Source organism: Silvania confinis, assembly GCF_025564085.1.
Taxonomy (GTDB): Bacteria; Pseudomonadota; Gammaproteobacteria; order Enterobacterales; family Enterobacteriaceae; genus Enterobacter; species Enterobacter confinis.
Genome location: NZ_JAMGZJ010000068.1, coordinates 113,658 through 136,610, shown reverse-complemented (window position 1 = coordinate 136,610; position 22,953 = coordinate 113,658). Strand labels below are relative to the sequence as shown.

At 55.7% G+C, this 22,953-nt stretch carries 20 protein-coding genes; 3 read left to right on the top strand and 17 right to left on the bottom strand.

The window, feature by feature from the left end; all coding sequences use genetic code 11:
* Positions 1 to 15: 15 nt before the first annotated feature.
* A complete protein-coding gene (locus M8013_RS05015; protein WP_271266712.1) occupies positions 16 to 1,059 on the bottom strand; it encodes a GMP reductase in 1,044 nt (347 codons plus the stop codon).
* A gap of 235 nt (positions 1,060 to 1,294) precedes the next feature.
* On the opposite strand from M8013_RS05015, the gene coaE reads away from it, so the two are divergent.
* From coaE to yacG, 3 genes are read left to right on the top strand one after another with little or no spacing between them, the layout of a single operon-like run.
* Positions 1,295 to 1,936, top strand: coding sequence for a dephospho-CoA kinase (gene coaE, locus M8013_RS05010; protein WP_271266711.1), 642 nt, complete (start codon positions 1,295 to 1,297; stop codon positions 1,934 to 1,936).
* The gene (zapD, locus tag M8013_RS05005) at positions 1,914 to 2,657 is read left to right on the top strand and encodes a cell division protein ZapD (protein ID WP_271266710.1); all 744 of its coding nucleotides are present in this window, start codon (positions 1,914 to 1,916) and stop codon (positions 2,655 to 2,657) included. The genes coaE and zapD overlap by 23 nt, the downstream gene beginning before the upstream one ends.
* Positions 2,658 to 2,666: 9 nt before the next feature.
* Positions 2,667 to 2,861, top strand: coding sequence for a DNA gyrase inhibitor YacG (gene yacG / locus M8013_RS05000; protein ID WP_271266737.1), 195 nt, complete (start codon positions 2,667 to 2,669; stop codon positions 2,859 to 2,861).
* Between the two features lie 38 nt (positions 2,862 to 2,899).
* Here yacG and mutT read toward each other — a convergent pair whose 3' ends face one another.
* From mutT to M8013_RS04920, 16 genes are all read right to left on the bottom strand, one after another.
* On the bottom strand, positions 2,900 to 3,289 hold the full coding sequence (gene mutT, locus M8013_RS04995) for an 8-oxo-dGTP diphosphatase MutT (protein WP_271266709.1): 390 nt from the start codon (positions 3,287 to 3,289) through the stop codon (positions 2,900 to 2,902).
* 57 nt (positions 3,290 to 3,346) lie between these two features.
* Positions 3,347 to 6,052 (bottom strand): preprotein translocase subunit SecA, encoded by a 2,706-nt coding sequence (gene secA, locus M8013_RS04990; RefSeq protein WP_271266708.1) that lies wholly within the window; start codon positions 6,050 to 6,052, stop codon positions 3,347 to 3,349.
* Between the two features lie 59 nt (positions 6,053 to 6,111).
* The gene (gene secM / locus M8013_RS04985; protein WP_271266707.1) at positions 6,112 to 6,615 is read right to left on the bottom strand and encodes a secA translation cis-regulator SecM; all 504 of its coding nucleotides are present in this window, start codon (positions 6,613 to 6,615) and stop codon (positions 6,112 to 6,114) included.
* 251 nt (positions 6,616 to 6,866) lie between these two features.
* Entirely contained in the window at positions 6,867 to 7,784 is a 918-nt protein-coding gene (gene lpxC, locus M8013_RS04980; RefSeq protein ID WP_271266706.1) for a UDP-3-O-acyl-N-acetylglucosamine deacetylase, read from the bottom strand.
* Positions 7,785 to 7,885: 101 nt separating this feature from the next.
* Entirely contained in the window at positions 7,886 to 9,037 is a 1,152-nt protein-coding gene (ftsZ, locus tag M8013_RS04975) for a cell division protein FtsZ (protein ID WP_271266705.1), read from the bottom strand.
* Positions 9,038 to 9,100: 63 nt separating this feature from the next.
* Positions 9,101 to 10,357, bottom strand: coding sequence for a cell division protein FtsA (gene ftsA / locus M8013_RS04970; RefSeq protein WP_271266704.1), 1,257 nt, complete (start codon positions 10,355 to 10,357; stop codon positions 9,101 to 9,103).
* A complete protein-coding gene (gene ftsQ / locus M8013_RS04965) occupies positions 10,354 to 11,196 on the bottom strand; it encodes a cell division protein FtsQ (RefSeq protein ID WP_271266703.1) in 843 nt (280 codons plus the stop codon). Before ftsQ ends, ftsA begins: the two co-directional genes overlap by 4 nt.
* Before the next feature lies 1 nt (position 11,197).
* On the bottom strand, positions 11,198 to 12,118 hold the full coding sequence (locus M8013_RS04960) for a D-alanine--D-alanine ligase (RefSeq protein ID WP_271266702.1): 921 nt from the start codon (positions 12,116 to 12,118) through the stop codon (positions 11,198 to 11,200).
* The gene (murC, locus tag M8013_RS04955) at positions 12,111 to 13,586 is read right to left on the bottom strand and encodes a UDP-N-acetylmuramate--L-alanine ligase (protein ID WP_271266701.1); all 1,476 of its coding nucleotides are present in this window, start codon (positions 13,584 to 13,586) and stop codon (positions 12,111 to 12,113) included. Before murC ends, M8013_RS04960 begins: the two co-directional genes overlap by 8 nt.
* A 59-nt stretch (positions 13,587 to 13,645) precedes the next feature.
* A complete protein-coding gene (murG, locus tag M8013_RS04950; RefSeq protein WP_271266700.1) occupies positions 13,646 to 14,710 on the bottom strand; it encodes an undecaprenyldiphospho-muramoylpentapeptide beta-N-acetylglucosaminyltransferase in 1,065 nt (354 codons plus the stop codon).
* Entirely contained in the window at positions 14,707 to 15,951 is a 1,245-nt protein-coding gene (ftsW, locus tag M8013_RS04945) for a cell division protein FtsW (RefSeq protein WP_271266699.1), read from the bottom strand. Before ftsW ends, murG begins: the two co-directional genes overlap by 4 nt.
* Complete coding sequence (gene murD / locus M8013_RS04940) at positions 15,951 to 17,267, bottom strand: UDP-N-acetylmuramoyl-L-alanine--D-glutamate ligase (protein ID WP_271266698.1); 1,317 nt, start codon at positions 17,265 to 17,267, stop codon at positions 15,951 to 15,953. Before murD ends, ftsW begins: the two co-directional genes overlap by 1 nt.
* A gap of 2 nt (positions 17,268 to 17,269) precedes the next feature.
* Positions 17,270 to 18,352: a phospho-N-acetylmuramoyl-pentapeptide-transferase gene (mraY, locus tag M8013_RS04935; protein WP_271266697.1), complete on the bottom strand. Its 1,083-nt coding sequence runs from the start codon at positions 18,350 to 18,352 to the stop codon at positions 17,270 to 17,272.
* Positions 18,346 to 19,704: a UDP-N-acetylmuramoyl-tripeptide--D-alanyl-D-alanine ligase gene (murF, locus tag M8013_RS04930; RefSeq protein ID WP_271266696.1), complete on the bottom strand. Its 1,359-nt coding sequence runs from the start codon at positions 19,702 to 19,704 to the stop codon at positions 18,346 to 18,348. Before murF ends, mraY begins: the two co-directional genes overlap by 7 nt.
* On the bottom strand, positions 19,701 to 21,188 hold the full coding sequence (gene murE / locus M8013_RS04925; protein ID WP_271266695.1) for a UDP-N-acetylmuramoyl-L-alanyl-D-glutamate--2,6-diaminopimelate ligase: 1,488 nt from the start codon (positions 21,186 to 21,188) through the stop codon (positions 19,701 to 19,703). The genes murF and murE overlap by 4 nt, the downstream gene beginning before the upstream one ends.
* Positions 21,175 to 22,941, bottom strand: a complete 1,767-nt coding sequence (locus tag M8013_RS04920) for a peptidoglycan glycosyltransferase FtsI (RefSeq protein ID WP_271266694.1) — start codon at positions 22,939 to 22,941, stop codon at positions 21,175 to 21,177. The genes murE and M8013_RS04920 overlap by 14 nt, the downstream gene beginning before the upstream one ends.
* Positions 22,942 to 22,953: the final 12 nt, after the last annotated feature.

Sequence of the window (22,953 nt, the reverse complement as noted above, 5' to 3'; positions counted from 1 at the left end):
GCGCCAGCGAGGGGCTTACAGGCTATTGAAAATGCGGTTTTCCTGTTCCTGAACGCGGATAAAGGTCGTGCGCTTGGTCAGCTCTTTCAGTCGGGATGCACCCACGTAGGTGCAAGCAGAACGCAGGCCACCGAGGATGTCGCGCGCGGTAATATCAACCGGGCCGCGCAATGGCAGCTTCACGGTTTTACCTTCGGCAGCACGATACTGAGCCACGCCACCGACGTGACGATTCATCGCTGATTCAGAGCTCATGCCATAGAACAGCATGAATTTCTCGCCGTTTTCTTCAACCACGGTTCCGCCGCTCTCTTCGTGGCCTGCCAGCATACCGCCGAGCATCACGAAGTCAGCGCCGCCGCCAAAGGCTTTTGCGACATCACCCGGCATAGTACAACCGCCATCGCTAACAATCTGACCGCCAAGACCGTGGGCCGCATCAGCACACTCAATGACGGCAGACAGCTGCGGATAACCAACACCCGTTTTAACACGCGTGGTGCAAACTGAGCCTGGGCCGATGCCCACTTTGACAATATCCGCACCGGAGAGGATCAGCTCTTCACACATTTCACCCGTGACCACGTTACCCGCGATAATGGTTTTGGTCGGCCAGGCTTCACGCGCTTTGCTGAGAAAGCGGACGAAATGTTCGGAGTAACCGTTCGCCACGTCGATGCAGAGGAAATTGAGCGCCGGGCTCGCGGCCAGGATCTGTTTTGTTTTCTCAAAATCGGCGTCGGATGTCCCCGTAGAGACCATCACATGCTTTAACACCTCAGCAGGGGAAGACGCGACGAACGCCTTCCACTCTTCAACGCTGTAGTGTTTATGCACCGCAGTCAGGATCTCAAAGCTCGCCAGCGCAGTCGCCATCGCGAAGGTACCAACTGAGTCCATATTGGCGGCAATAATCGGCACGCCAGACCAGGTCTGACCGGAATGCTTAAAGGTAAATTGACGGTCGAGCTCAACGTCAGAGCGACTTTTCAGAGTGGAACGTTTAGGGCGGATAAGAACGTCTTTAAAACCTAATTTCAGATCTTCTTCGATACGCATTTGCAGATTCCTGGGGTACTGGGGTAAATGTCGAAAAACGAAACACACAACTCCAGTGACGTTATCATACGCACTAATCGCTGCTCCGCAAGACTGCGAAAATCACTTTTTTTACGCTACAATCCTATAAATTTACCTGAGCACAGCCCGGTAAAAAGCGTTAACGATTATCTGGTATATGAATTCAATTTAAGCGGCTGATTTTGATAATGAATGTTTCCCAGGATTTAATTTAATGGGTTATACCGTCGCGTTAACGGGCGGCATCGGAAGTGGCAAAAGCACCGTCGCCGACACCTTTTCTCGTCTGGGCGTCAACGTTATTGATGCCGATATCATTGCCCGACAGGTGGTAGAGCCCGGCACATCTGCACTGCGCGCTATCGCGGATTATTTCGGCAGCGAATTAATCGAGCCCAACGGTGCCCTCAACCGCCGAATGCTGCGCGAACGTATTTTTGCTCATCCTGAAGAAAAAGCCTGGCTTAACGCCCTGCTTCACCCACTGATCCAGCAGGAGACCCAGAAGCAGATGCGCGAAGCGACCTCACCTTATGTCCTGTGGGTTGTGCCGCTGCTGGTGGAAAACCAGCTGCATGAAAAAGCCGATCGGGTTCTGGTAGTCGATGTCTCTGTAGACACCCAAATTCAGCGCACCATGGCACGCGATAATGTTGCACGCGAACATGCCGAACAAATTCTTGCCGCGCAGGCCACGCGTGAAGCGCGCCTTGCCGTCGCGGATGATGTTATTGATAACAACGGCACACCGGATGCCATTGCATCGGATGTTGCTCGTCTGCATCAGCAATACCTGGCGTATGCTGCGCAGGCCGTTTTACAGGAAAACCATAATGTACACCCACGTTCTGTTTGAGCATCCTCTCAACGAAAAAATGCGTACCTGGCTGCGTATTGAGTTTTTAATTCAGCAGCTTTCAAGCCAGCTTCCGGTTCACGATCACACCACTGCCCTGCATTTTTTCCGTAACGTGGGCGATCTGCTGGATGTGTTAGAGCGTGGCGAAGTCCGCACAGAATTGCTGAAAGAGCTGGAGCGTCAGCAGCGTAAATTGCAGGCCTGGGCAGAAGTCCCCGGCGTAGACAACAGCCGCATTGACGCCGTGCGCCAGCAGCTGAAAAAAAGCAGCAGTATTTTGATGGCCGCGCCGCGCGTGGGTCAGTTTCTGCGTGAAGACCGTCTGGTGGCGTTGGTCCGTCAGCGCCTGAGTATTCCCGGCGGCTGCTGCAGTTTTGATTTGCCGACCCTGCATATCTGGCTGCATATGCCGCAAGATCAGCGCGACACTCAGGTGCAGAGCTGGCTTGCCAGCCTTGAGCCGCTGAATCAGGCGCTTTCATTGATCCTCGATCTGATCCGTAACTCCGCACCGTTTCGTAAGCAAACCAGCCTGAACGGCTTTTACCAGGATAATGGCGACGATGCCGACCTGCTGCGCTTGCAGCTAAGCCTCGCTGTTCAGCTTTATCCGCAAATTTCCGGGCACAAGAGCCGCTTTGCGATTCGTTTTATGCCGCTCGACAGTGAACATGGCCTCGTGCCTGAACGTCTCGACTTTGAACTGGCATGTTGTTAAGGAACCATGATGTCTGATATCACCAGCGTAAACTGCCCCACCTGCGGGAAGCCCGTCATCTGGGGCGAACAAAGCCCGTTTCGTCCTTTTTGCTGCAAACGCTGCCAGCTGATTGACCTCGGTGAATGGGCTGCGGAAGAAAAACGCATCGCCAGCGCAGGCGATCACTCTGACAGTGATGGCTGGAGTGAAGAGCAGCAGTAACGTCACGTTGGCCTACTGGCACATCGTCCAGCAGGCCGTTAATTCTTCACTAAGCGGGCAATAATGGGTTCATTTGCGGGTGGGAACTTATCGGCATCTTGCGCACTCAACGTAACCCAGTTGCCGGGCTGTCCCTCTTTCCCCCACGGCTCGCCTTCCCAGTTTTCGACCAGCCAGAACCACAGCGTAATGTGGCGATCGGGAAAGGCGTATTCCAGTTTATCGAACAGCGTCGCGTCGAGTGGAGTGATCCCCACTTCTTCCTGAAGCTCGCGGATCAGCGCCTGCTCCGGCGTTTCGCCTGACTCAATCTTGCCGCCCGGAAATTCCCATTTGTTGGCCATATGAGCATCGGCTGCGCGCTGGGTAATGAAAATTTGATTCTGTGAATTGCGGATAATCCCGACAGCGATTTGCAGTATTTTCATTGTATTACTTCCATAAAAAAGGCGCAGATATCTGCGCCTTTTCAGTGTGTTAAATGCTTAGCTCAAGCGGCCATGGCACTGTTTGTATTTTTTACCGGAACCGCATGGGCACGGATCGTTACGGCCGACTTTGCGATCACCTGACTGCTCGGCAATGGCGGCAGCTGCTGCGGCTTCATCATCCTGATGGCTGAGATGCTGCATCTGTGCCAGACGTTCAGCTTCTTCACGACGCTGCTGTTCCATCTCTTCAACTTCTTCCGGCATGCGCACCTGCACCTTACTCAGGGTACTGATCACTTCGTATTTCAATGACTCCAGCATTGAGGCAAACATCGCAAAGGATTCGCGCTTGTACTCCTGCTTCGGATCTTTTTGCGCGTAGCCGCGCAGATGGATCCCCTGACGCAGATAATCCATCGCCGCCAGGTGCTCTTTCCACAGGGAGTCCAGCGTTTGCAGCATCACGCCTTTTTCAAAGTGACGCATCATCTCTGCGCCAACGACTTCTTCTTTACGCTTATACACTTCTAGCGCATTGGCGAAGATACGTTCACGCAGCGTCTCTTCATGCAGCTCTGGCTCTTTATCCAGCCACTCCTGGATAGGCAGGTCGAGGTCAAAGTCATTTTTCAGACGCGCCTGCAGACCTTCGATATCCCACATTTCTTCCAGCGACTGCGGAGGAATGTGCCCATCGATCGTCACTTTAAAGACATCTTCACGAATGCTGTTAATGGTTTCGCTTACGTCTGATACGTCCAGCAGTTCGTTACGCTGGGTATAGATGGCACGACGCTGATCGTTCGCCACATCATCGTATTCCAGCAGTTGCTTACGAATGTCAAAGTTACGGCTTTCAACTTTACGCTGCGCGTTTGCGATAGCCTTGGTGACCCACGGGTGTTCAATCGCTTCGCCCGGCTTCATGCCCAGCTTGCGCATCATGCCAGACACGCGGTCCGAGGCAAAAATACGCATCAGCGCATCTTCCATCGACAGGTAGAAGCGGGATGAACCGGCATCACCCTGACGACCCGCACGGCCACGCAGCTGGTTATCGATACGACGGGATTCGTGACGTTCGGTGCCGATGATATGTAAACCACCCGCGGCCAGAACAGCATCGTGACGAATCTTCCACTCTGCTTTAATTTGCGCTATCTGCTCTGGTGTTGGGTTTTCCAGCTCACCAATCTCTGCCTGCCAGCTACCGCCCAGCACAATATCGGTACCACGACCGGCCATGTTGGTGGCGATAGTCACGGCTGACGGATGACCTGCCTGAGCAACGATATCCGCTTCTTTGGCGTGGAACTTGGCGTTCAGTACGTTGTGCTTGATACCCGCTTTGATCAATTCTTCAGACACCACTTCTGATTTTTCAATCGAGATTGTCCCCACCAGCACCGGCTGGCCGGCAGCGGTACGATCGCGGATATCTTCGATGATGGCCTGAATTTTTTCTGCTTCGGTCATGTAGACCAGATCCGGCATGTCTTTACGGATCATCGGACGGTTGGTTGGTACCACAACGGTATCCAGCTTATAAATAGAGCTGAATTCGAAGGCTTCAGTATCTGCAGTACCGGTCATCCCTGCCAGCTTCTCATACAAACGGAAGTAGTTCTGGAAGGTGATGGAGGCCAGCGTCTGGTTCTCATTCTGAATATCGACTTGCTCTTTCGCTTCAACAGCCTGATGCAAACCGTCCGACCAGCGACGACCCTGCATGGTACGACCGGTATGTTCGTCGACAATAATAACTTCGCCATCTTTGACGATGTAATCAACATCACGGGTAAACAGCACGTGCGCACGCAGAGCGGCGGTCACGTGGTGCATAAGCATAATGTTGGTCGGGGAGTAGAGTGACTCACCTTCGTCCATAATGCCTTGCTGCACCAGCAGCTCTTCGATCTGAACCAGACCGCGTTCGGTCAGGTTCACCTGACGGGCTTTTTCATCCACCGAGAAGTGGCCTTCACCCTGGAAGGTGTCGGAATCTTCTTTTTCCTGACGGATCAGGTGAGGGATGATTTTGTCGACTTTGCGATACATCTCGGAGCTGTCTTCAGCCGGGCCGGAGATGATCAGCGGCGTACGCGCTTCATCGATCAGGATGGAGTCCACCTCATCCACCAGCGCATAGTGCAGTTTACGCTGGACGCGCTCTTCCGGGCTAAATGCCATGTTGTCGCGCAGGTAGTCGAAACCGTATTCGTTGTTGGTGCCGTAGGTGATATCTGCGCCGTAGGCTTCACGTTTTGCCGGTGCTGGCAGACCAGACATGTTGATCCCGACGCTCATGCCGAGGAATTCGAACAGCGGACGGTTATTTTCGGCGTCACGCTGTGCCAGATAGTCGTTGACGGTGACGACGTGCACACCTTTACCGGACAGGGCGTTCAGATAGGCTGGCAGTGTTGCGGTCAGGGTTTTACCTTCACCGGTACGCATCTCTGCGATACAACGTTCATTCAGCACCATACCGCCCAGCAGCTGCACATCGAAGTGGCGCATATTGAACACGCGCTTACTCGCTTCACGTACAACGGCGAACGCTTCCGGGATCAGACTTTCAACTGTTGCGCCTTTCTCAAGACGGGCACGGAACTCGACCGTTTTGGCTTTCAGCTCGTCATCGGAGAGTTTTTCCATCTCCGGTTCCATGCCATTGATCACTGTGACAGCTTTGCGCATGCGGCGCAGAGTACGATCGTTACGACTACCGAAAACTTTGGTTAATAATTTGATTAGCATAATAAATTCTCAAACGCCCCATCATGGGCAGTTAAATTAAAGTAATGAAAACGGTTAATTTAGCTGAGGCGTTGAGGCCCGGCGCGGATGCCCTGCACCTGACTAATCCAGGCAGACACCGAGAATGCGGGTTGAGGTTCAAACGTAGCAACTGAGAGTTGGCGAACGATAGCTGGCGGCTTGCTCTGCTGGGTCAACAGCGTGTTGAGCGTATCGAGCAGTGCAAGGTGGTGCGCCTGAACTGGCTGAGACTCCTCAACGGCAGGTAACGCCTGCGGTGCCATCGCGAAAGAGAGATGACGAATAACCGTGCGAATCGCATGCTGGTGCCAGTAATCCACCGTAAAGTTCGGGCGGCGTTTCGCTTCCAGAAGTGCGAGGTTGGTGAAATTGACCTGCGTGGTTAAATCGTGCCGGGTGGTGCTGGCTTTTGCAGGGGTAGCGGCTTCGGTATTACTGCTGAGCGCAGGCAAGCCGAAAGTCGCCGCGACCATCCCCAAAAGGAGATGCGGCCAGAAGTAACGTCTGCCAAATTGTCGCCAGCGCGTCAGAATTCCGCTCAATTGCCCCACCACGATAGGTCAGCCTTCAGGCTCACCGAATGATTTTATTTATTTTAGCGCCCAGATAGTACCACTAAAGCTACTGCACGGCAGCAGTATTGCGGCACTGAGAAGGTTAAAAATGGCGATGAAATCAGCAAACGCGCAATTGACTGCAGCAGTTCCGGGAAAGATAAAAACAAAAACGACTGGTCTTCCTGGCCGGAGAGAGTGCCAGGTCAACCAGTCGCATTGATATAACGGACGTGCCGTTAAGCCAGGACCGTGCTCGGAGCTTTGAATGCCAGAGGCAGTTCTGCTTCGTCTTCGAAGGTCACAAATTCCCAGGCTTCCTGTTTTGCCAGAACAGCCTGCAGCAATTTGTTATTCAGCGCATGACCGGATTTATACGCGGTAAATGCACCAATAATGTTGTGACCACACATGAACAAGTCACCGATCGCATCCAGCATTTTGTGACGAACGAATTCATCTTCAAAACGCAGGCCGTCTTCGTTCAGTACGCGATAATCGTCAACAACGATGGCACAATCGAAGCTGCCGCCCAGGCACAGGCCACGGGACTGCAGATATTCGATATCACGCATGAACCCGAAAGTACGGGCACGGCTAATCTGACGCATAAACGCATCAGCAGAGAAGTTCATCGCATAGCGCTGGGTACTGGAGTCAATCGCCGGATGGTTAAAGTCGATGGTAAAGTCCAACGAAAAACCATTAAACGGCTTGAATTCAGCCCACTTGTCGCCATCCTGAACGCGAACCGTCTCTTTGATACGCACAAATTTCTTCGCGCAGTTCAATTCTTCGATGCCGGCATCCAGCAACAAATAAACAAACGGTGCAGCGCTGCCATCCATAATCGGGATTTCTGGTGCATCGACTTCAATAACAATGTTGTCGATCCCCAGACCCGCCAGAGCGGCATTCAGGTGCTCTACGGTAGAAATCCGTACGTCATGCTCATTGACCAGGCAGGTACAGAGCATAGTATCACGCACAGATTTGGCATCAGCCGGAAAATCTACCGGTGGATTCAAGTCGGTGCGACGATAGATGACCCCGGTATTGGCCGACGCAGGGCGCAACGTCAGTGTGACCTTTTTGCCGGTGTGTAAACCGACGCCAGTCGCCTGAACGATACGTTTTAATGTCCTTTGTTTGATCATCGTATAATCTCGCCAAATTACTTATCCAACCGAGAGTGTATATCACTAACGGCAGGCCAGTTTAGCACAAAGAGCGTAAATGCCCTAATTCCAGTCAATTCCTAGTCAGCTTGCTTACGCAGGAACGCAGGAATATCAAGGTAATCAGGCTCTTTTTGGGTCTGCGGTGTACTGTCGTTCACCACTTTCGCCGCCGGTTTTTGCTCCTGCGTCAGCGGCGACATGCCGTGCTGCGGGTAGCGATCCATAACAGGCTGCTGTGCAGGCTTGTTGGTGACCAGGGTGATCTCAGGACGTTTGTCCATGCCGATACCGGTCGCAACAACTGTCACGCGCAGTTCGTCATTCATTTCTGGGTCAAGTGAGGTACCAATTACCACGGTTGCATTGTCGGACGCAAACGCACGAATGGTATTACCCACGGTTTCGAACTCATCCAGACGCAGGTCGAAGCCAGCGGTGATGTTAACCAGCACGCCGCGCGCGCCTGACAGATCGATATCTTCCAGCAGCGGAGAAGAGATTGCCATTTCAGCCGCTTCTTCTGCACGATCTTCGCCTTTTGCTACGCCGGAGCCCATCATCGCATAGCCCATTTCAGACATCACAGTGCGCACGTCAGCAAAGTCGACGTTCATCAGACCCGGACGGGTGATCAGTTCTGCGATACCCTGCACAGCGCCTTTCAACACGTCGTTCGCAGCGCCAAAAGCGTCCAGCAGAGAGATGCCACGGCCAAGCACTTTCAGCAGCTTGTCGTTCGGGATGGTGATCAATGAGTCCACGTGTTTGGACAGCTCGGTGATACCCTGCTCCGCGAATGCCATACGCTTTTTGCCTTCAAAGTTGAAAGGCTTAGTCACGACAGCAACGGTCAGGATACCTAAATCTTTGGCGACTTCTGCAACCACTGGCGCAGCACCCGTGCCGGTACCTCCGCCCATGCCTGCAGCGATAAACACCATGTCTGCACCGTCCAGCGCAGCGCGCAGCGCTTCGCGGTCTTCTTCTGCTGCATTACGGCCGACTTCCGGGTTTGCCCCAGCGCCAAGACCTTTTGTAATGCCACCACCGATTTGGATCGTCTGGCCAACGGCCGTTTTACGCAGCGCCTGTGCGTCGGTGTTTACGGCAAAGAACTCAACACCTTCAATGCGCTCGCGCACCATATGCTCTACAGCATTACCGCCGCCGCCACCGACGCCGATGACTTTAATCACCGCGTCGTTGGTCAGTTCCATAGGTTCAAACATAGTTTCTCTCCGTTTTGTGCCTGTCGCCTGAAACCGTAAATGTTCACCGGTCTCTTACTAAAATTAAAATTCTTTTCGCAGCCAGGTGTTGATTCGTTTGATCCACGAACCGACTGACACGCGTTTTTCTACTTCTGCTTCACCACTGAGATGGGTCTCCTTCCCGTAGTGAAGCAAGCCCACGGCCGTCGAATAATACGGCTCCTGAGCATAATCCGTCAGTCCGGTGATGTTCAACGGGGCGCCAATCCGCACCTGCGTATGGAACACGCGCTGTGCGCAGGCCGCAAGACCTTCAATTTGCGCTGCACCGCCGGTTAACACAATCCCCGCCGCAAGATGATGTTTCACGCCCTGCTGGCGAAGCTGTTCCTGTAATTGCAAAATCTCTTCATTGACCAGGTTAAGCAGCTCGGTGTAACGCGGCTCAATGACCTCGGCCAGGGTCTGGCGCTGCAGGCTACGCGGCGGACGTCCGCCCACGCTCGGCACTTCAACGCTCTCATCTTTGCCCACAATGGAGCCTAATGCACAGCCGTGGCGAACCTTAATGGCTTCGGCATCGCTGGGCGGTGTACCGAAGGCATACGCGATATCGCTGGTGACCACATTCCCTGCATAGGGGATCACTTTGGTATGGCGCAGCGCGCCGCCCGTGTACACGGCAATGTCCATAGTACCACCACCGATATCCACTACACAGACACCCAGCTCACGTTCGTCCTCAGTCAGCACGGAATAACTCGCTGCCAGACCGGCGAAGATAAGTTGGTCAACTTTCAGACCGCAACGTTCAACGGCTTTGACGATGTTTTTCGCCATATCGTTGTGACATGTGATCAAGTGCACTTTTGCCTGCATACGTACGCCGGAAAGTCCGACAGGATTCTTGATGCCTTCCTGATAATCGATGGCATATTCCTGCGGGATAACGTGCAGAACGCGATGTTCATCGCGAACGCGCACCGACTTCGCCGTGTGCACCACGTTTTCGACATCTTCCTGCGAAACTTCTTCTTCGGAGATCGGCACCATACCGATCTCGTTTTGGCAGCTAATGTGCTTGCCAGAGAGCGCCAGATACACGGAGGAAATCTGGCAGTCTGCCATCAATTCAGCCTGATCGATGGCGCGCTGCACGCATTTCACCACCGACTCGAGGTCGTTTACCCCACCTTTATCCATACCACGAGACGGGCAACTGCCCACACCAATGATATTGACCATACCGTCGGGCAGAACTTCCCCTACTAAAGCGGCAACCTTCGCGGTGCCAATCTCCAGTCCAACTACCAGTTTTCTGTCCGTCGCCTTGATCATTGTTGTTCTGCCTGTACCTGTGCCTGATTCTGTTGCTGATTAGGTTCCTCAACCGGTGCCGGGACCCACCCGACCGATGCGCCTGAGTCATAGCGCAAATCAACGTAGCTTATCCGTTTGCCTTCCGCCTGGGCCTGCTGCTGCAGAACCGGATAGAGTTCCACAAAACGTGCGAGGCGCTTCATCGTGTCACCGCGACCAAGATTCAGCTTGATGTCGTTCGTCAGCGTCAGTTGCCATGAACGACGCGCCGTCATCGCTGCTTCTTTTAAGTTAAAGCGATCTTTCGCCAGAACCTGCCCCATAGTGCGAAAACCGTCTAACACTTCGTTTTCACTGCCTTCCGGGCCATACAACAGAGGTAAATTATTCTTGCTGACACGATCGGCGGGGACGCTGAAGGAATTGCCATCTACGTCAACCATATGCTGATCATTCCAACGTGCAATGGGTACAAATTCAACCAGATGAATCTTCAATTCATCGGGCCACTGCTTTCTGACGCTCGCCTGTTTAATCCACGGCAGGCGTTCAATCTGACTCTGGATGATGTTTACATCCTGCGTCATAAACGTGCCCGGTGAGCCTAACGCCAGAATCGACTGGCGAATATCATCGTTGCGCGTGTAGTGGCGGTCGCCCGTGACCACGAGTTTCGACAGAGGCAGACGTTGTGCATCTTCCATCCACCCGAGCACCATCCAGCCGCTGACAAACACGGTACACAGCACGGCGAGCAGGAAGGTAATCCCTGCAAGACGCGTTCCATTACTCCGCCGTGAAGAATATTCTTCTTCCTCTTCCTCGCGGTTTCGCGTGTTCAGCGCAGCCTGAGACATATCAGCCTGCCTGGTCCAGAATGCGCACGACGAGCTGCGAGAAGCTCATTCCCGCCTGGCGCGCCGCCATCGGTACAAGACTGTGGCTGGTCATACCTGGAGAAGTATTGGCTTCCAGCAGATAGAATTGCCCGTCGCAGTCCTGCATCACATCGATCCGTCCCCAGCCCCGACAGCCCAGAACATTCCAGGCTTTAAGTACCAGAATGCGCAAATTAGCTTCTTGTTCAGCTTCAAGACCACTTGGGCAAAAATATTGCGTCTCATCAGAGAGATACTTCGCTTCATAATCATAGAAGGTTCCGGCTGGTTGGATACGGATTGACGGTAATATTTCTTCGCCAAGCATCGCAACGGTGAATTCAGGTCCACTCAGCCATTTTTCGATGAGAACTTCTTCATCGTGTTGAAATGCCAGCGCTAATGCGGATGTCAAATCAGCAGCGCGGTCAACTTTCGACATTCCCACGCTGGATCCTTCGCGGCTCGGCTTCACAATGACCGGCAAACCCAGTTCGGCGATCTGTGCGTTTACACTGGCATCAAGGCCTTGCGTAAACTCGCGGCGGGTTAGCGCCACCCACGGCGCGACCGGAAGAGCCGCCCCTTGCCACAGCAATTTGCTGCGCAGTTTATCCATGGAAATGGCAGATGCCATCACACCGCTACCGGTATAAGGCAGGCCAATCAGATCCAGCAAACCCTGCAGCGTACCGTCTTCACCGCCGCGACCGTGCAGCGCAATAAAAACTTTATCAAAGCCCAGCTCTTTCAGACGCGTCACGTCCGTCTCTTTTGGGTCGATCGGGTGTGCATTAACGCCGCCTTCACGGAGCCCTGCCAGAACAGCCGCGCCGGAATTGAGGGAAACCTCGCGCTCGGCGGAGGTGCCGCCAAACAGGACCGCGATTTTATCAGCCATGACGCTCTTCCTCCGACATTTGCGGCTTAAGTTTGATTTCGGCCAGGCTCCGGGCGATCTTGCCGATATTTCCCGCACCTTGCACCAGAATCAAATCATTGCCGGTCAACACAGGGGCAAGCATCGCCGCCGCTTGTGCATGATCGGAAACCAGAATCGGGTCAATCTTGCCGCGCCCACGAATGGTACGGCACAGGGAGCGACTGTCTGCGCCCGGTATCGCCGCTTCGCCCGCCGCGTAAACGTCAAGCATCAGCAGCGCGTCAACCTGCCCCAGCACGTTGGCAAAGTCATCGTACAGATCGCGGGTACGGGTATAACGGTGCGGCTGGAACAGCATCACCAGATTTTTGTCCGGCCAGCCCGCGCGCGCCGCTTTGATGGTGGCCTCGACTTCTGTCGGGTGATGCCCGTAGTCATCAACCAGCATCGCAGTACCGCTTTTACCATTAACGGTTTCCAGCGGGAATTCGCCGAGGAAATCAAAACGACGCCCGGTGCCCTGGAAGCTTTCCAGCGCCCGCAGAATGGCCTCGTCTTCAATCCCCTCTTCCGTAGCCACCGCTACGGCCGCCGCGGCGTTCAAGGCGTTATGGCGACCCGGCGCATTCAGGGTAACGCGGATATTCTCTTTATCCTGTCGCACCAGGGTGAAATGCCCCTGTGCGCCCGTTTGCTGATAATCTTCCAGGCGCACGTCGGCATCATCGCTGAAACCGTACGTGGTGGTCTGACGCCCGACGCGCGGCAACAGCTCGCGGATCACCGGGTCATCTACGCACATGACCGCACGACCATAAAACGGCAGGTTGTGCAGAAAGTTAATAAAGGTCTGCTTTAAATTTTCGAAATCGCCCTGGTAGGTATCCATATGGTCGGCTTCGATGTTAGTCACAATTGACACCATCGGCTGCAAATGCAGGAACGATGCATCGCTCTCATCCGCTTCAGCAATCAGGTAGCGGCTGTGACCCAGGCGCGCATGCACGCCAGCGGCTTTGACCAGACCGCCGTTGACGAAAGTCGGATCGAGACCGGCTTCGGCATAAATACTGGAAACCATCGCCGTGGTGGTGGTTTTACCGTGGGTACCTGCAACGGCGATGCCATGGCGAAAACGCATCAGCTCAGCCAGCATCTCTGCACGGCGGATCACCGGAATGCGCGCTTCGTGGGCAGCAACGATCTCTGGGTTATCCGCAGAAATAGCGCTGGAAACGACCACCACGCTCGCATCGAGGACGTTTTCCGGGCGATGGTTAAAATAAATGGTCGCGCCAAGCGCCGCCAACTGTTGCGTAACAGGGTTCGGCGCCAGATCGGATCCGCTGATCTGGTAACCTTCATTCGCCAGCACTTCGGCAATACCGCCCATTCCGGCGCCGCCGATACCAACAAAGTGAATGTGCCGGACGCGACGCATCTCGGGCACGATTGAACGCAGTTTCGCCAGTTGTTGTGTATTCATTCTCTAAACGCCATCGACTACTTCAAAAAAATCGTGCAACGCAACACGCGCTGCGAGGGTTAAGCCTGTGCTGCCAGGCTCACTTCTTTTGCCACCCGTTCCGTTGCATCCGGGATCGCGGCCGCGCGTGCGTGCTGCGCCATCTCCAGTAATGTCTCCCGGTTCCAGCCCGCCAGGGTGGTGGCGACCGCATCAGCGGTAAACTGCGGCTGTTCAAATATTTTTGCGGCACCGGCTTTCTCGAGCGGCAGCGCATTCCAGTACTGCTGCCTGTCTTTGTGCTGAAACGGCACAAACAGCGCCGGTAAACCTGCGGCGGCAATTTCGCTCACCGTCAGCGCACCGGAGCGGCAGACCACGACATCGGCCCAGGCATACGCTGCCGCCATGTCGTCAATAAATTCGGTGACTTTATGCTGCCCCTGACCGGCGTCGGCATATGCCTGCTCGACCGTTTGCTGTGCGCCTTTGCCGCTTTGATGCCAGATGGTCACTGCATTGCCAAGCTTTGCAGCCACCTGCGGTAGAGTCTGGTTAAGAATGCGCGCGCCCTGGGAGCCACCGACCACCAGCACGCGCACCGGGCCTTCTCGCCCGACAAGGCGTTCCTGCGGTAGCGGAAGAGCCAGCACATCAACGCGCACCGGGTTGCCTACCACATCGGCTTTTGGAAATGCGCCGGGAAAGGCCTGCATCACTTTGCTGGCGATTCGGGACAACCATTTGTTGGTCAGGCCTGCAATGCCGTTTTGCTCGTGCAAAACCACCGGAATCCCCAGCGACCACGCGGCCAGTCCGCCAGGACCGGAAACATAACCGCCCATGCCCAGCACCACGTCCGGCTTAAAGCGCTGCATGATTGCCCGCGCCTGACGCCAGGCATTGAAAATACGTACCGGAGCCAGCAGCAGGGCTTTGATTCCCTTACCACGCAGGCCGGAGATGTGGATGAAGTCGATTTCGATCCCGTGCTTTGGCACCAGATCGGCCTCCATGCGGTCTGCGGTTCCTAGCCAGCGCACCTGCCAGCCCTGATCCATTAAATGGTGCGCAACCGCGAGCCCCGGGAACACGTGTCCACCGGTACCGCCCGCCATCACCATTAACCGCTTCGGTTGATTCATCGTGAACCTCGTGTAAACGCCTGGGCATTTTCCAGACGCGTTTCATAATCTATACGTAACAAAAACATAATCGCGGTCGACATAATCAACAGGCTCGACCCGCCGTAACTGATCAACGGCAGCGTCAGCCCTTTGGTCGGCAGCATACCGGCTGCAGCACCCACGTTGACCAGTGCCTGGAAGCTAAACCAGACCCCAATTGAACAAGCTAAAAACCCTGAAAAACGGTGATCAATCACCAGCGCTTTCCGGCCGATAGACATTGCACGGAAAGCGACGAAGAATACCATTAAAAGTGCCAGTACCACACCGATATAACCCAGTTCTTCCCCGATAATGGAGAAGATGAAATCGGTATGCGCTTCGGGTAAATACTCCAGTTTTTGGACCGAATTACCTAACCCTTGCCCCCAGATTTCACCACGCCCGAACGCCATTAATGACTGGGTCAGCTGGTAGCCGCTGCCAAAAGGATCTTCCCACGGGTTCCAGAACGAGGTAACACGGCGAATACGATAAGGTTCGGCGAGGATCAGCAGTACCACGGCGGAAATCCCCATCCCGATGATGGCGATGAACTGCCAGAGCTTCGCCCCCGCCAGGAAAAGCATCGCCAGCGTGGTCACGAACAGTACCACCACGGTACCGAGGTCAGGCTGGGCCAGCAGCAGCACCGCCAGCACCAGGATCACGCCCATCGGTTTTAAGAAGCCGCGCAGGTTGTTACGCACCTCATCCACTTTGCGCACCAGATAGTTCGCGAGGTAGCAGAACAGCGACAGCTTGGTAAATTCCGCAGGCTGAATACGCAGCGGGCCAAAGGCAATCCAGCGCGACGCCCCGTTAACCGAGCTCCCCACCACCAGAACAATCAGCAGCATGGCAATCGAAGCGATCAGCATCGCAGTACTGTGGCGCTGCCAGAATTCCATCGGCAGGCGTAACGTGATCATCGACAGGCAGAACGCCAGAATGATGTACAACCCGTCACGCTTGGCAAACAGGAAGGGATCGTTTGCCAGCCGCTGTCCAACCGGCATGGAAGCCGAGGTCACCATAATAAAACCGATCGCCGCCAGCCCCAGCGTGAGCCAGAGCAGCATGCGGTCGTACATGATCAGGGTCTCGGTATCGCGATCCCGGGAGCCCATTACCCAGCCTTTTAACGCCGAAGCGACCCACATCAGGATGCCAAATCCTGGCAGGCGCGGCATTCTCAGGCGAGGGAAAGAGAAACGCATCAGCCCAACTCCTTCGCCAGACGGGTAAACAGATCGCCCCGCTGCTCGAAATTCTTAAATTGATCGAGGCTGGCGCAGGCTGGAGAAAGCAGCACCATGTCACCCGGCTTCACGCGTAGCGCAATAAGACGCATCGCCTGCTCCATCGTGTCGGTCCGATCGGCTACCTCCGGGCGCAGCTCGGCCAGCTCGGCACCGTCGCGGCCAAAGCAGTAAAGGCGCACGTTATCGCCGCTGAGATACTGTTTCAGCGAAGAGAAATCGGCAGACTTACCGTCGCCGCCCAGCAGCAGATGCAGGGTACCCTCAACCAGCAGGCCATTCAGCGCCGCTTCGGTACTGCCGACGTTGGTGGCTTTTGAATCGTTAATCCAGCGCACGCCGTTATTCTCCAGCGCCAGCTGGAAGCGGTGAGCCAGGCCGCTAAAGGTGGTCAAGGCTTTCAGGCTGGTGGCGCGCGGCAAACCGACGGCATCCGCCAGCGCCAGCGCAGCAAGGGCGTTGGTATAGTTATGCTGGCCTGAAAGCGGCATCTCTTTCACGTTCAGCACCTTTTCACCTTGTGCCCGCAGCCAGGTTTCGCCCTGCTGACGGGTCAGGTGATAATCCCCCATGGTGATGCCAAAGCTCACACAGCGTTCATCTGCGCCGCGAACCGGCATGGTCAGCGCATCATCGGCGTTCACCACGCACACGCGGGCATTTTCATACACACGCAGCTTGGCCGCACGGTACTGCTGCAGGCCAAACGGATAGCGGTCCATATGATCTTCGGTGACGTTGAGGATGGTCGCCGCAGCCGCCTGCAGGCTTGAGGTGGTTTCCAGCTGGAAGCTGGAGAGTTCCAGAATGTACAGCTCGCGCGCGGCATCCAGCAGCATCAGGGCCGGCAGGCCGATATTGCCACCCACGCCAACGTTGACGCCTGCCGCTTTTGCCATTTCCCCCACCAGCGTGGTGACGGTGCTTTTTCCGTTTGAACCGGTAATGGCAATCACTGGCGCCTGCGCTTCACGGCAGAACAGTTCGATATCGCCGACTATCTCGACGCCGGCCTCTGCCGCCGCGCTCAGCGCAGGGTGTGCGAGTGCAATCCCTGGACTGGCAACAATCAGATCGGCAGCACTCAGCCAGTCCTCGTTCAGACTACCCAGGTGGCGTTCAACCTGCTCCGGCAGTTTATCCAGACCCGGTGGAGAGACACGCGTATCCATCACGCGCGGCGTCACGCCGCGTGCGAGGAAAAAGTCCACGCAGGAGAGGCCGGTTAAGCCTAACCCGATGATAACGACTTTTTTACCCAGGTAATCTGCCATGATTAACGTACCTTCAGCGTTGCCAGGCCAATCAGCACCAGCATCAGCGAAATAATCCAGAAGCGCACGATGACGCGCGGTTCCGGCCAGCCTTTCAGTTCATAGTGGTGATGGATTGGTGCCATCCGGAAGATGCGCTGTCCGCGCAGCTTGAAGGAGCCGACCTGCAAAATCACCGACAGGGTTTCGACCACGAACACGCCGCCCATGATCACCAGCAGGAACTCCTGACGCAGCAGCACAGCGATAATGCCGAGCGCGCCGCCCAGAGCAAGCGAACCGACGTCGCCCATAAAGACCTGAGCCGGATAGGTGTTAAACCACAGGAAGCCTAACCCTGCACCGACGATCGCCGTACAGACGATCACCAGTTCACCGGCATGACGCAGGTACGGGATGTGCAGATAGCTGGCGAAATTCATGTTACCGCTTGCCCACGCCACCAGCGCAAAGCCTGCAGCGACGAAGACCGTTGGCATGATGGCCAGACCGTCCAGACCATCAGTCAGGTTCACCGCGTTACCGGTCCCGACAATGACGAAGTAGGCCAACAGGACGTAGAACAGGCCCAACTGCGGCATGACGTCTTTAAAGAAAGGCACCACCAGCTCGGTGGCCGGGGTGTCTTTGCCCGCCAGATACAGCGCGAACGCCACGCCCAGCGCAATCACCGACATCCAGAAATACTTCCAGCGTGCGATCAGCCCCTTGGTGTCTTTGCGCACCACTTTGCGATAGTCATCAACGAAACCGATAATGCCGTACCCGATCAGGACCACCAGTACGCACCAGACGTAGGGGTTCGATGGATAGGCCCACAGCAGCACCGACACCACAATCGCGGTGAGGATCATAATGCCGCCCATGGTCGGCGTACCGCGTTTGCTGAAGTGTGATTCCGGACCGTCGTTACGCACAACCTGGCCGAAAGAGAGTTTTTGCAGACGGGCAATCATGCGCGGGCCCATCCACAGCGAGATGAACAGCGCAGTCAGCAGGCTGACGATGGCGCGAAACGTCAGATAGGAAAAGACGTTAAAGCCGGAATAATATTTGACCAAATGTTCGGCCAGCCAAACTAACATGTTCCATTCTCCTGTAATGCGTGCACAACTTCTTCCATGGCAGCACTGCGTGAACCTTTCACTAAAACAGTCACAATTTGTTGTTCTTCTACCAGCGCTTTCAGCCGGGCGATTAGCATCGTTTTATCGGCGAAATGCTCACCCACACCGCTGGCCTGGCTGATAATTTTACTGAGCTGACCTGCGCTTAAAACACTGTCGATACCGGACGCTTTCGCGGCGTCACCCACCTGGCGGTGACAGGCTTCGCTTTCATCGCCCAGTTCGGCCATATCCCCGACCACCAACACCCGATAACCCGGCATCTCAGACAGCACCTGCACCGCCGCCGTCATCGAGCCAACGTTAGCGTTGTAGGAGTCATCCAGCAGCAGCTTGTTTTCTGCCAGTTGAATGGGGAACAGACGTCCAGCAACAGCCGTCAGGTTTGCCAGCCCGGTTTTAATCGCCGACAGCGGTGCACCGACCGCCATAGCCAGCGCGCTTGCCGCGAGGGCATTGGCGATATTGTGACGACCCGGCAGCGACAGCAGCACATCGATATCGCCCGTTGGGGTCTGCAGTGTGAATTCAGTCCCGTGGGAGGTCACATGGATATTGGTGGCGGTAAAATCGCTGTTGGCGGCATTCGGTGAGAAGCGCCAGGTTTTACGATCCCCGATAACACTTTTCCAGTTCAGCCAGTCGTTGTTATCGGCATTCATAATGGCAATGCCGTTCAGCGGCAGGCCGGTATAAATTTCGCCTTTCGCTTTCGCTACGCCTTCCAGCGAGCCGAAACCTTCGAGATGTGCGGCAGCCAGGTTATTCACCAGTGCGGCTTCCGGGCGCGTCAGGTCGACGGTCCAGGCTATTTCGCCCTGATGGTTGGCACCGAGCTCAATGACCGCAAATTCATGCTCTGGGGTCAGGCGCAGCAGCGTCATCGGCACGCCGATATCGTTGTTTAGATTGCCTGCCGTGTAGAGCGTATTGCCACACTGGCTCAGGATCGCGGCGGTCATCTCCTTGACGGAGGTTTTACCGGAGGAACCAGTCAGCGCCACAATGCGTGTCGGCACCTGCTGGCGAACCCATGCCGCCAGTTCACCAAACGCCAGGCGGGTATCTTTCACCACCGCTTGTGGCAGGTCGATATCCAGCTTGCGGCTGACCAGCAGCGCACCGGCACCTGCGGCTTTCGCCTGTTCAGCAAAATCATGTGCGTCGAAACGCTCACCCTTCAGCGCCACAAACAGGCAGCCGGGGGTAATTTTACGCGTGTCACTGGTCACGGCGTCGATCGTAAGCTCACCGCCGCTGACGTCGGCCTGCAGGATGGTAGCGAGTTGACTGAGCATTACGCTAATCATGCCACCACTCCCAGCAGACGTGCCGCGGTGATACGGTCGGAGTAATCCAGACGGTGGGTGCCGACGACCTGATAATCTTCATGGCCCTTACCGGCCAGCAGCACGACGTCGTTTTCAGTTGCCTGCATGATGGTATTGGTGACCGCTTCGGCACGGCCTTCCACCACGCGAGCACGCCCTGCATCCAGCATCCCGGCCAGAATGTCGTTGATAATGGCGCGAGGTTCTTCGGTACGCGGATTGTCATCAGTGACAACGGCAATATCAGCGAACTGTTCAGCAATCGCACCCATCAGCGGACGTTTGCCTTTATCGCGATCGCCGCCGCAGCCAAAGACGCACCACAGCGTGCCGGCACAGTGCAGACGGGCGGCTTCGAGCGCTTTTTCCAGCGCATCTGGTGTATGGGCGTAATCGACCACCACCGTCGGCTTGCCCGGCGCGCTGAACACTTCCATTCGCCCGCATACTGGCTGCAGTTGCGTGGCGGTGTTGAGAAGTTCTGCCAGCGGGTAATCCAGCGCCAGCAGGGTTGCCAGGGCCAGCAGCAGGTTACTCACGTTAAACGCGCCCATCAGGCGGCTTTCGATTTCGCCCTCGCCCCACGAAGAGGCAAAGCGGATCGTCGCGCCGCTGTCGTGGTAGGCCACGTCGGTAGCTTTTAACCAGCGGCCGTGACAGTTCGGGTTAATGTGATCTGCCATCGAGACGGCAACCGCATCCGGCAGCTTAGCCAGCCAGCGGCGGCCAACTTCGTCATCAGCATTGATAATCGCCTGCCCGCATTGATGCGTGGAATAAAGCAGCCATTTCGCCGCTTCGTAGTTTTCCATATCACCGTGGTAGTCGAGATGGTCCCGACTCAGGTTAGTGAACACGGAGGCGGCAAACTTCAGCGCCGCCACGCGGTGCTGTACCAGCCCGTGGGATGACACTTCCATCGCGGCAAAGGTCGCCCCATGCCCTGTCAGACCGGCCAGCACATGCTGTACATCGACGGCAGAGCCGGTGGTGTTTTCCGTTGGGCTGACTTTGCCCAGCAGACCGTTACCGACCGTGCCCATCACCGCGCTGGTTTCACCCAGCAGCTGGCTCCATTGCGCCACCAGCTGTGTGGTGGTGGTCTTACCGTTAGTGCCGGTGATGCCGATCAGACGCAGCCTGTCGGATGGCTCATGGTAAAAACGCCCAGCCAGCGCGGAGAGGCGTTCAGTTAACTGGCTGAGATAGATGACCGGCACACCGTGCATTTCACGAATTTCACCGTCGGCGGCCTCATCTTTTGCCTCAGCAATAATGGCAGCTACACCTTGCGCAATCGCCTGCGGGATATACCGACGCCCGTCCGCCTGATGACCCACCACGGCCACAAAAAGATCGCCCGATGCAGCCAAACGGCTGTCGAGTACCATCTCCCGCAGTTCTCGCGCAGGTAAACCTGATACCCACGGAGCAAGAAGGTCGCGCAAATTACGATCTGCCACCTGTTCCCTCGCCTTGATTAGTTACAAATTCACTTTTCTCGCCCGTTGCCAGCGCATCCGGCTCGATGTTCATGGTGCGCAGAACGCCGCCCATAATGGCACCGAAGACCGGCGCGGAAACGGCGCCGCCGTAATATTTACCCGCCTGTGGATCGTTTATGACGACCACCAGCGCAAATCGTGGATTACTCGCAGGCGCAACGCCCGCGGTGTACGCAATATATTTGTTGATGTAGCGGCCATCCGGTCCGACTTTCTTCGCGGTACCGGTTTTAATCGCGATGCGATAGCCTTTGATCGCCGCCTTCACGCCACCGCCTCCGGGCAGTGCCACGCTTTCCATCATGTGAACAACGGTACGCACGATCGATTCCGGGAAAATACGCTCACCGGGAACCGGGGGATCAACTTTGGTGATCGACAGCGGGCGATAGACGCCATAACTGCCAATCGTTGCATAGACTCGCGCTAGCTGTAACGGCGTTACCATTAGCCCGTAGCCGAAAGAGAAGGTGGCCCTCTCTATGTCAGACCACCGTTTTTTTTGAGGATATAAGCCACTGCGTTCTCCGACCAACCCCAAATTGGTCGCCTTTCCAAGCCCAAAACGTGAGTAGGTATCTACTAACGCTGAGGACGGCATCGCTAACGCCAGCTTAGAAACACCAACGTTACTCGACTTCTGCAGGACCCCGGTGAGGGTCAATTCGCTGTAGCGTGCCACGTCTTTGATTTCGTGGCCGTTAATTCGGTAAGGGGCCGTATTCAACACCGTGTTTTCATTGACGATGCCGCGCTGCAGGGCGGACATCACCACCATCGGTTTGACCGTCGAGCCCGGCTCGAAGACGTCGGTGATCGAGCGGTTACGCATCGCGTCTTTGGCAGTTCCGGCAAAATTATTGGGGTTATAAGACGGGCTGCTCGCCATTGCCAGCACTTCACCGGTGCTCACATCCACCAGCACGGCGCTGCCTGACTCGGCCTTGTTAAAGGCAACGGCGTTGTTCAGTTCGCGATAAACCAGCGCCTGTAAACGTTCGTCGATACTCAGCGCCAGGTTGTGCGCCGCCTGACTGTCCGTCGAGGAGATATCTTCGATTACACGGCCATAGCGATCTTTACGCACCACGCGCTCGCCCGGCTGGCCGGTGAGCCATTTGTCGAAACTCTTCTCAACGCCTTCAATCCCCTGGCTGTCGACGTTGGTGAAGCCGATCAGGTGGGCAGTCACTTCCCCCGATGGGTAGTAACGACGCGACTCTTCACGCAGATGAATCCCGGGCAGCTTCAGCTTTTTGATATAATCAGCCATATCAGGGTTTACCTGACGCGCCAGATAGATAAAGCGCCCTTTCGGGTTCGCATTCACGCGCGTTGCCAACTGATCGAGCGGCATTTTTAACGCGTCAGACAACGCTTTCCAGCGGTTATCGAGAGTGATCCCGCCCGCGTCGTGCAGCTCTTTGGGATCCGCCCAGATCGCTTTCACCGGCACGCTGACCGCCAGCGGGCGGCCCGAGCGATCAGTGATCAGACCGCGTGAGGTGGAGACTTCTTGCACGCGCAGGGAACGCATATCGCCCTGGCGAACCAGCATGTCGGGCGCGATGATCTGCAACCATGCCACCCGACCCAGCAGGAACGTCAGCGCCAGTAAAATGCAGCCGCACAGCAACGCAAAACGCCAGCTGATAAAGCTGGCCTGTTCTTCCTGACGTTTTGGTTTTAGCGCCTTCGCCGCGGGTTTCATGCGTCGCGTTTT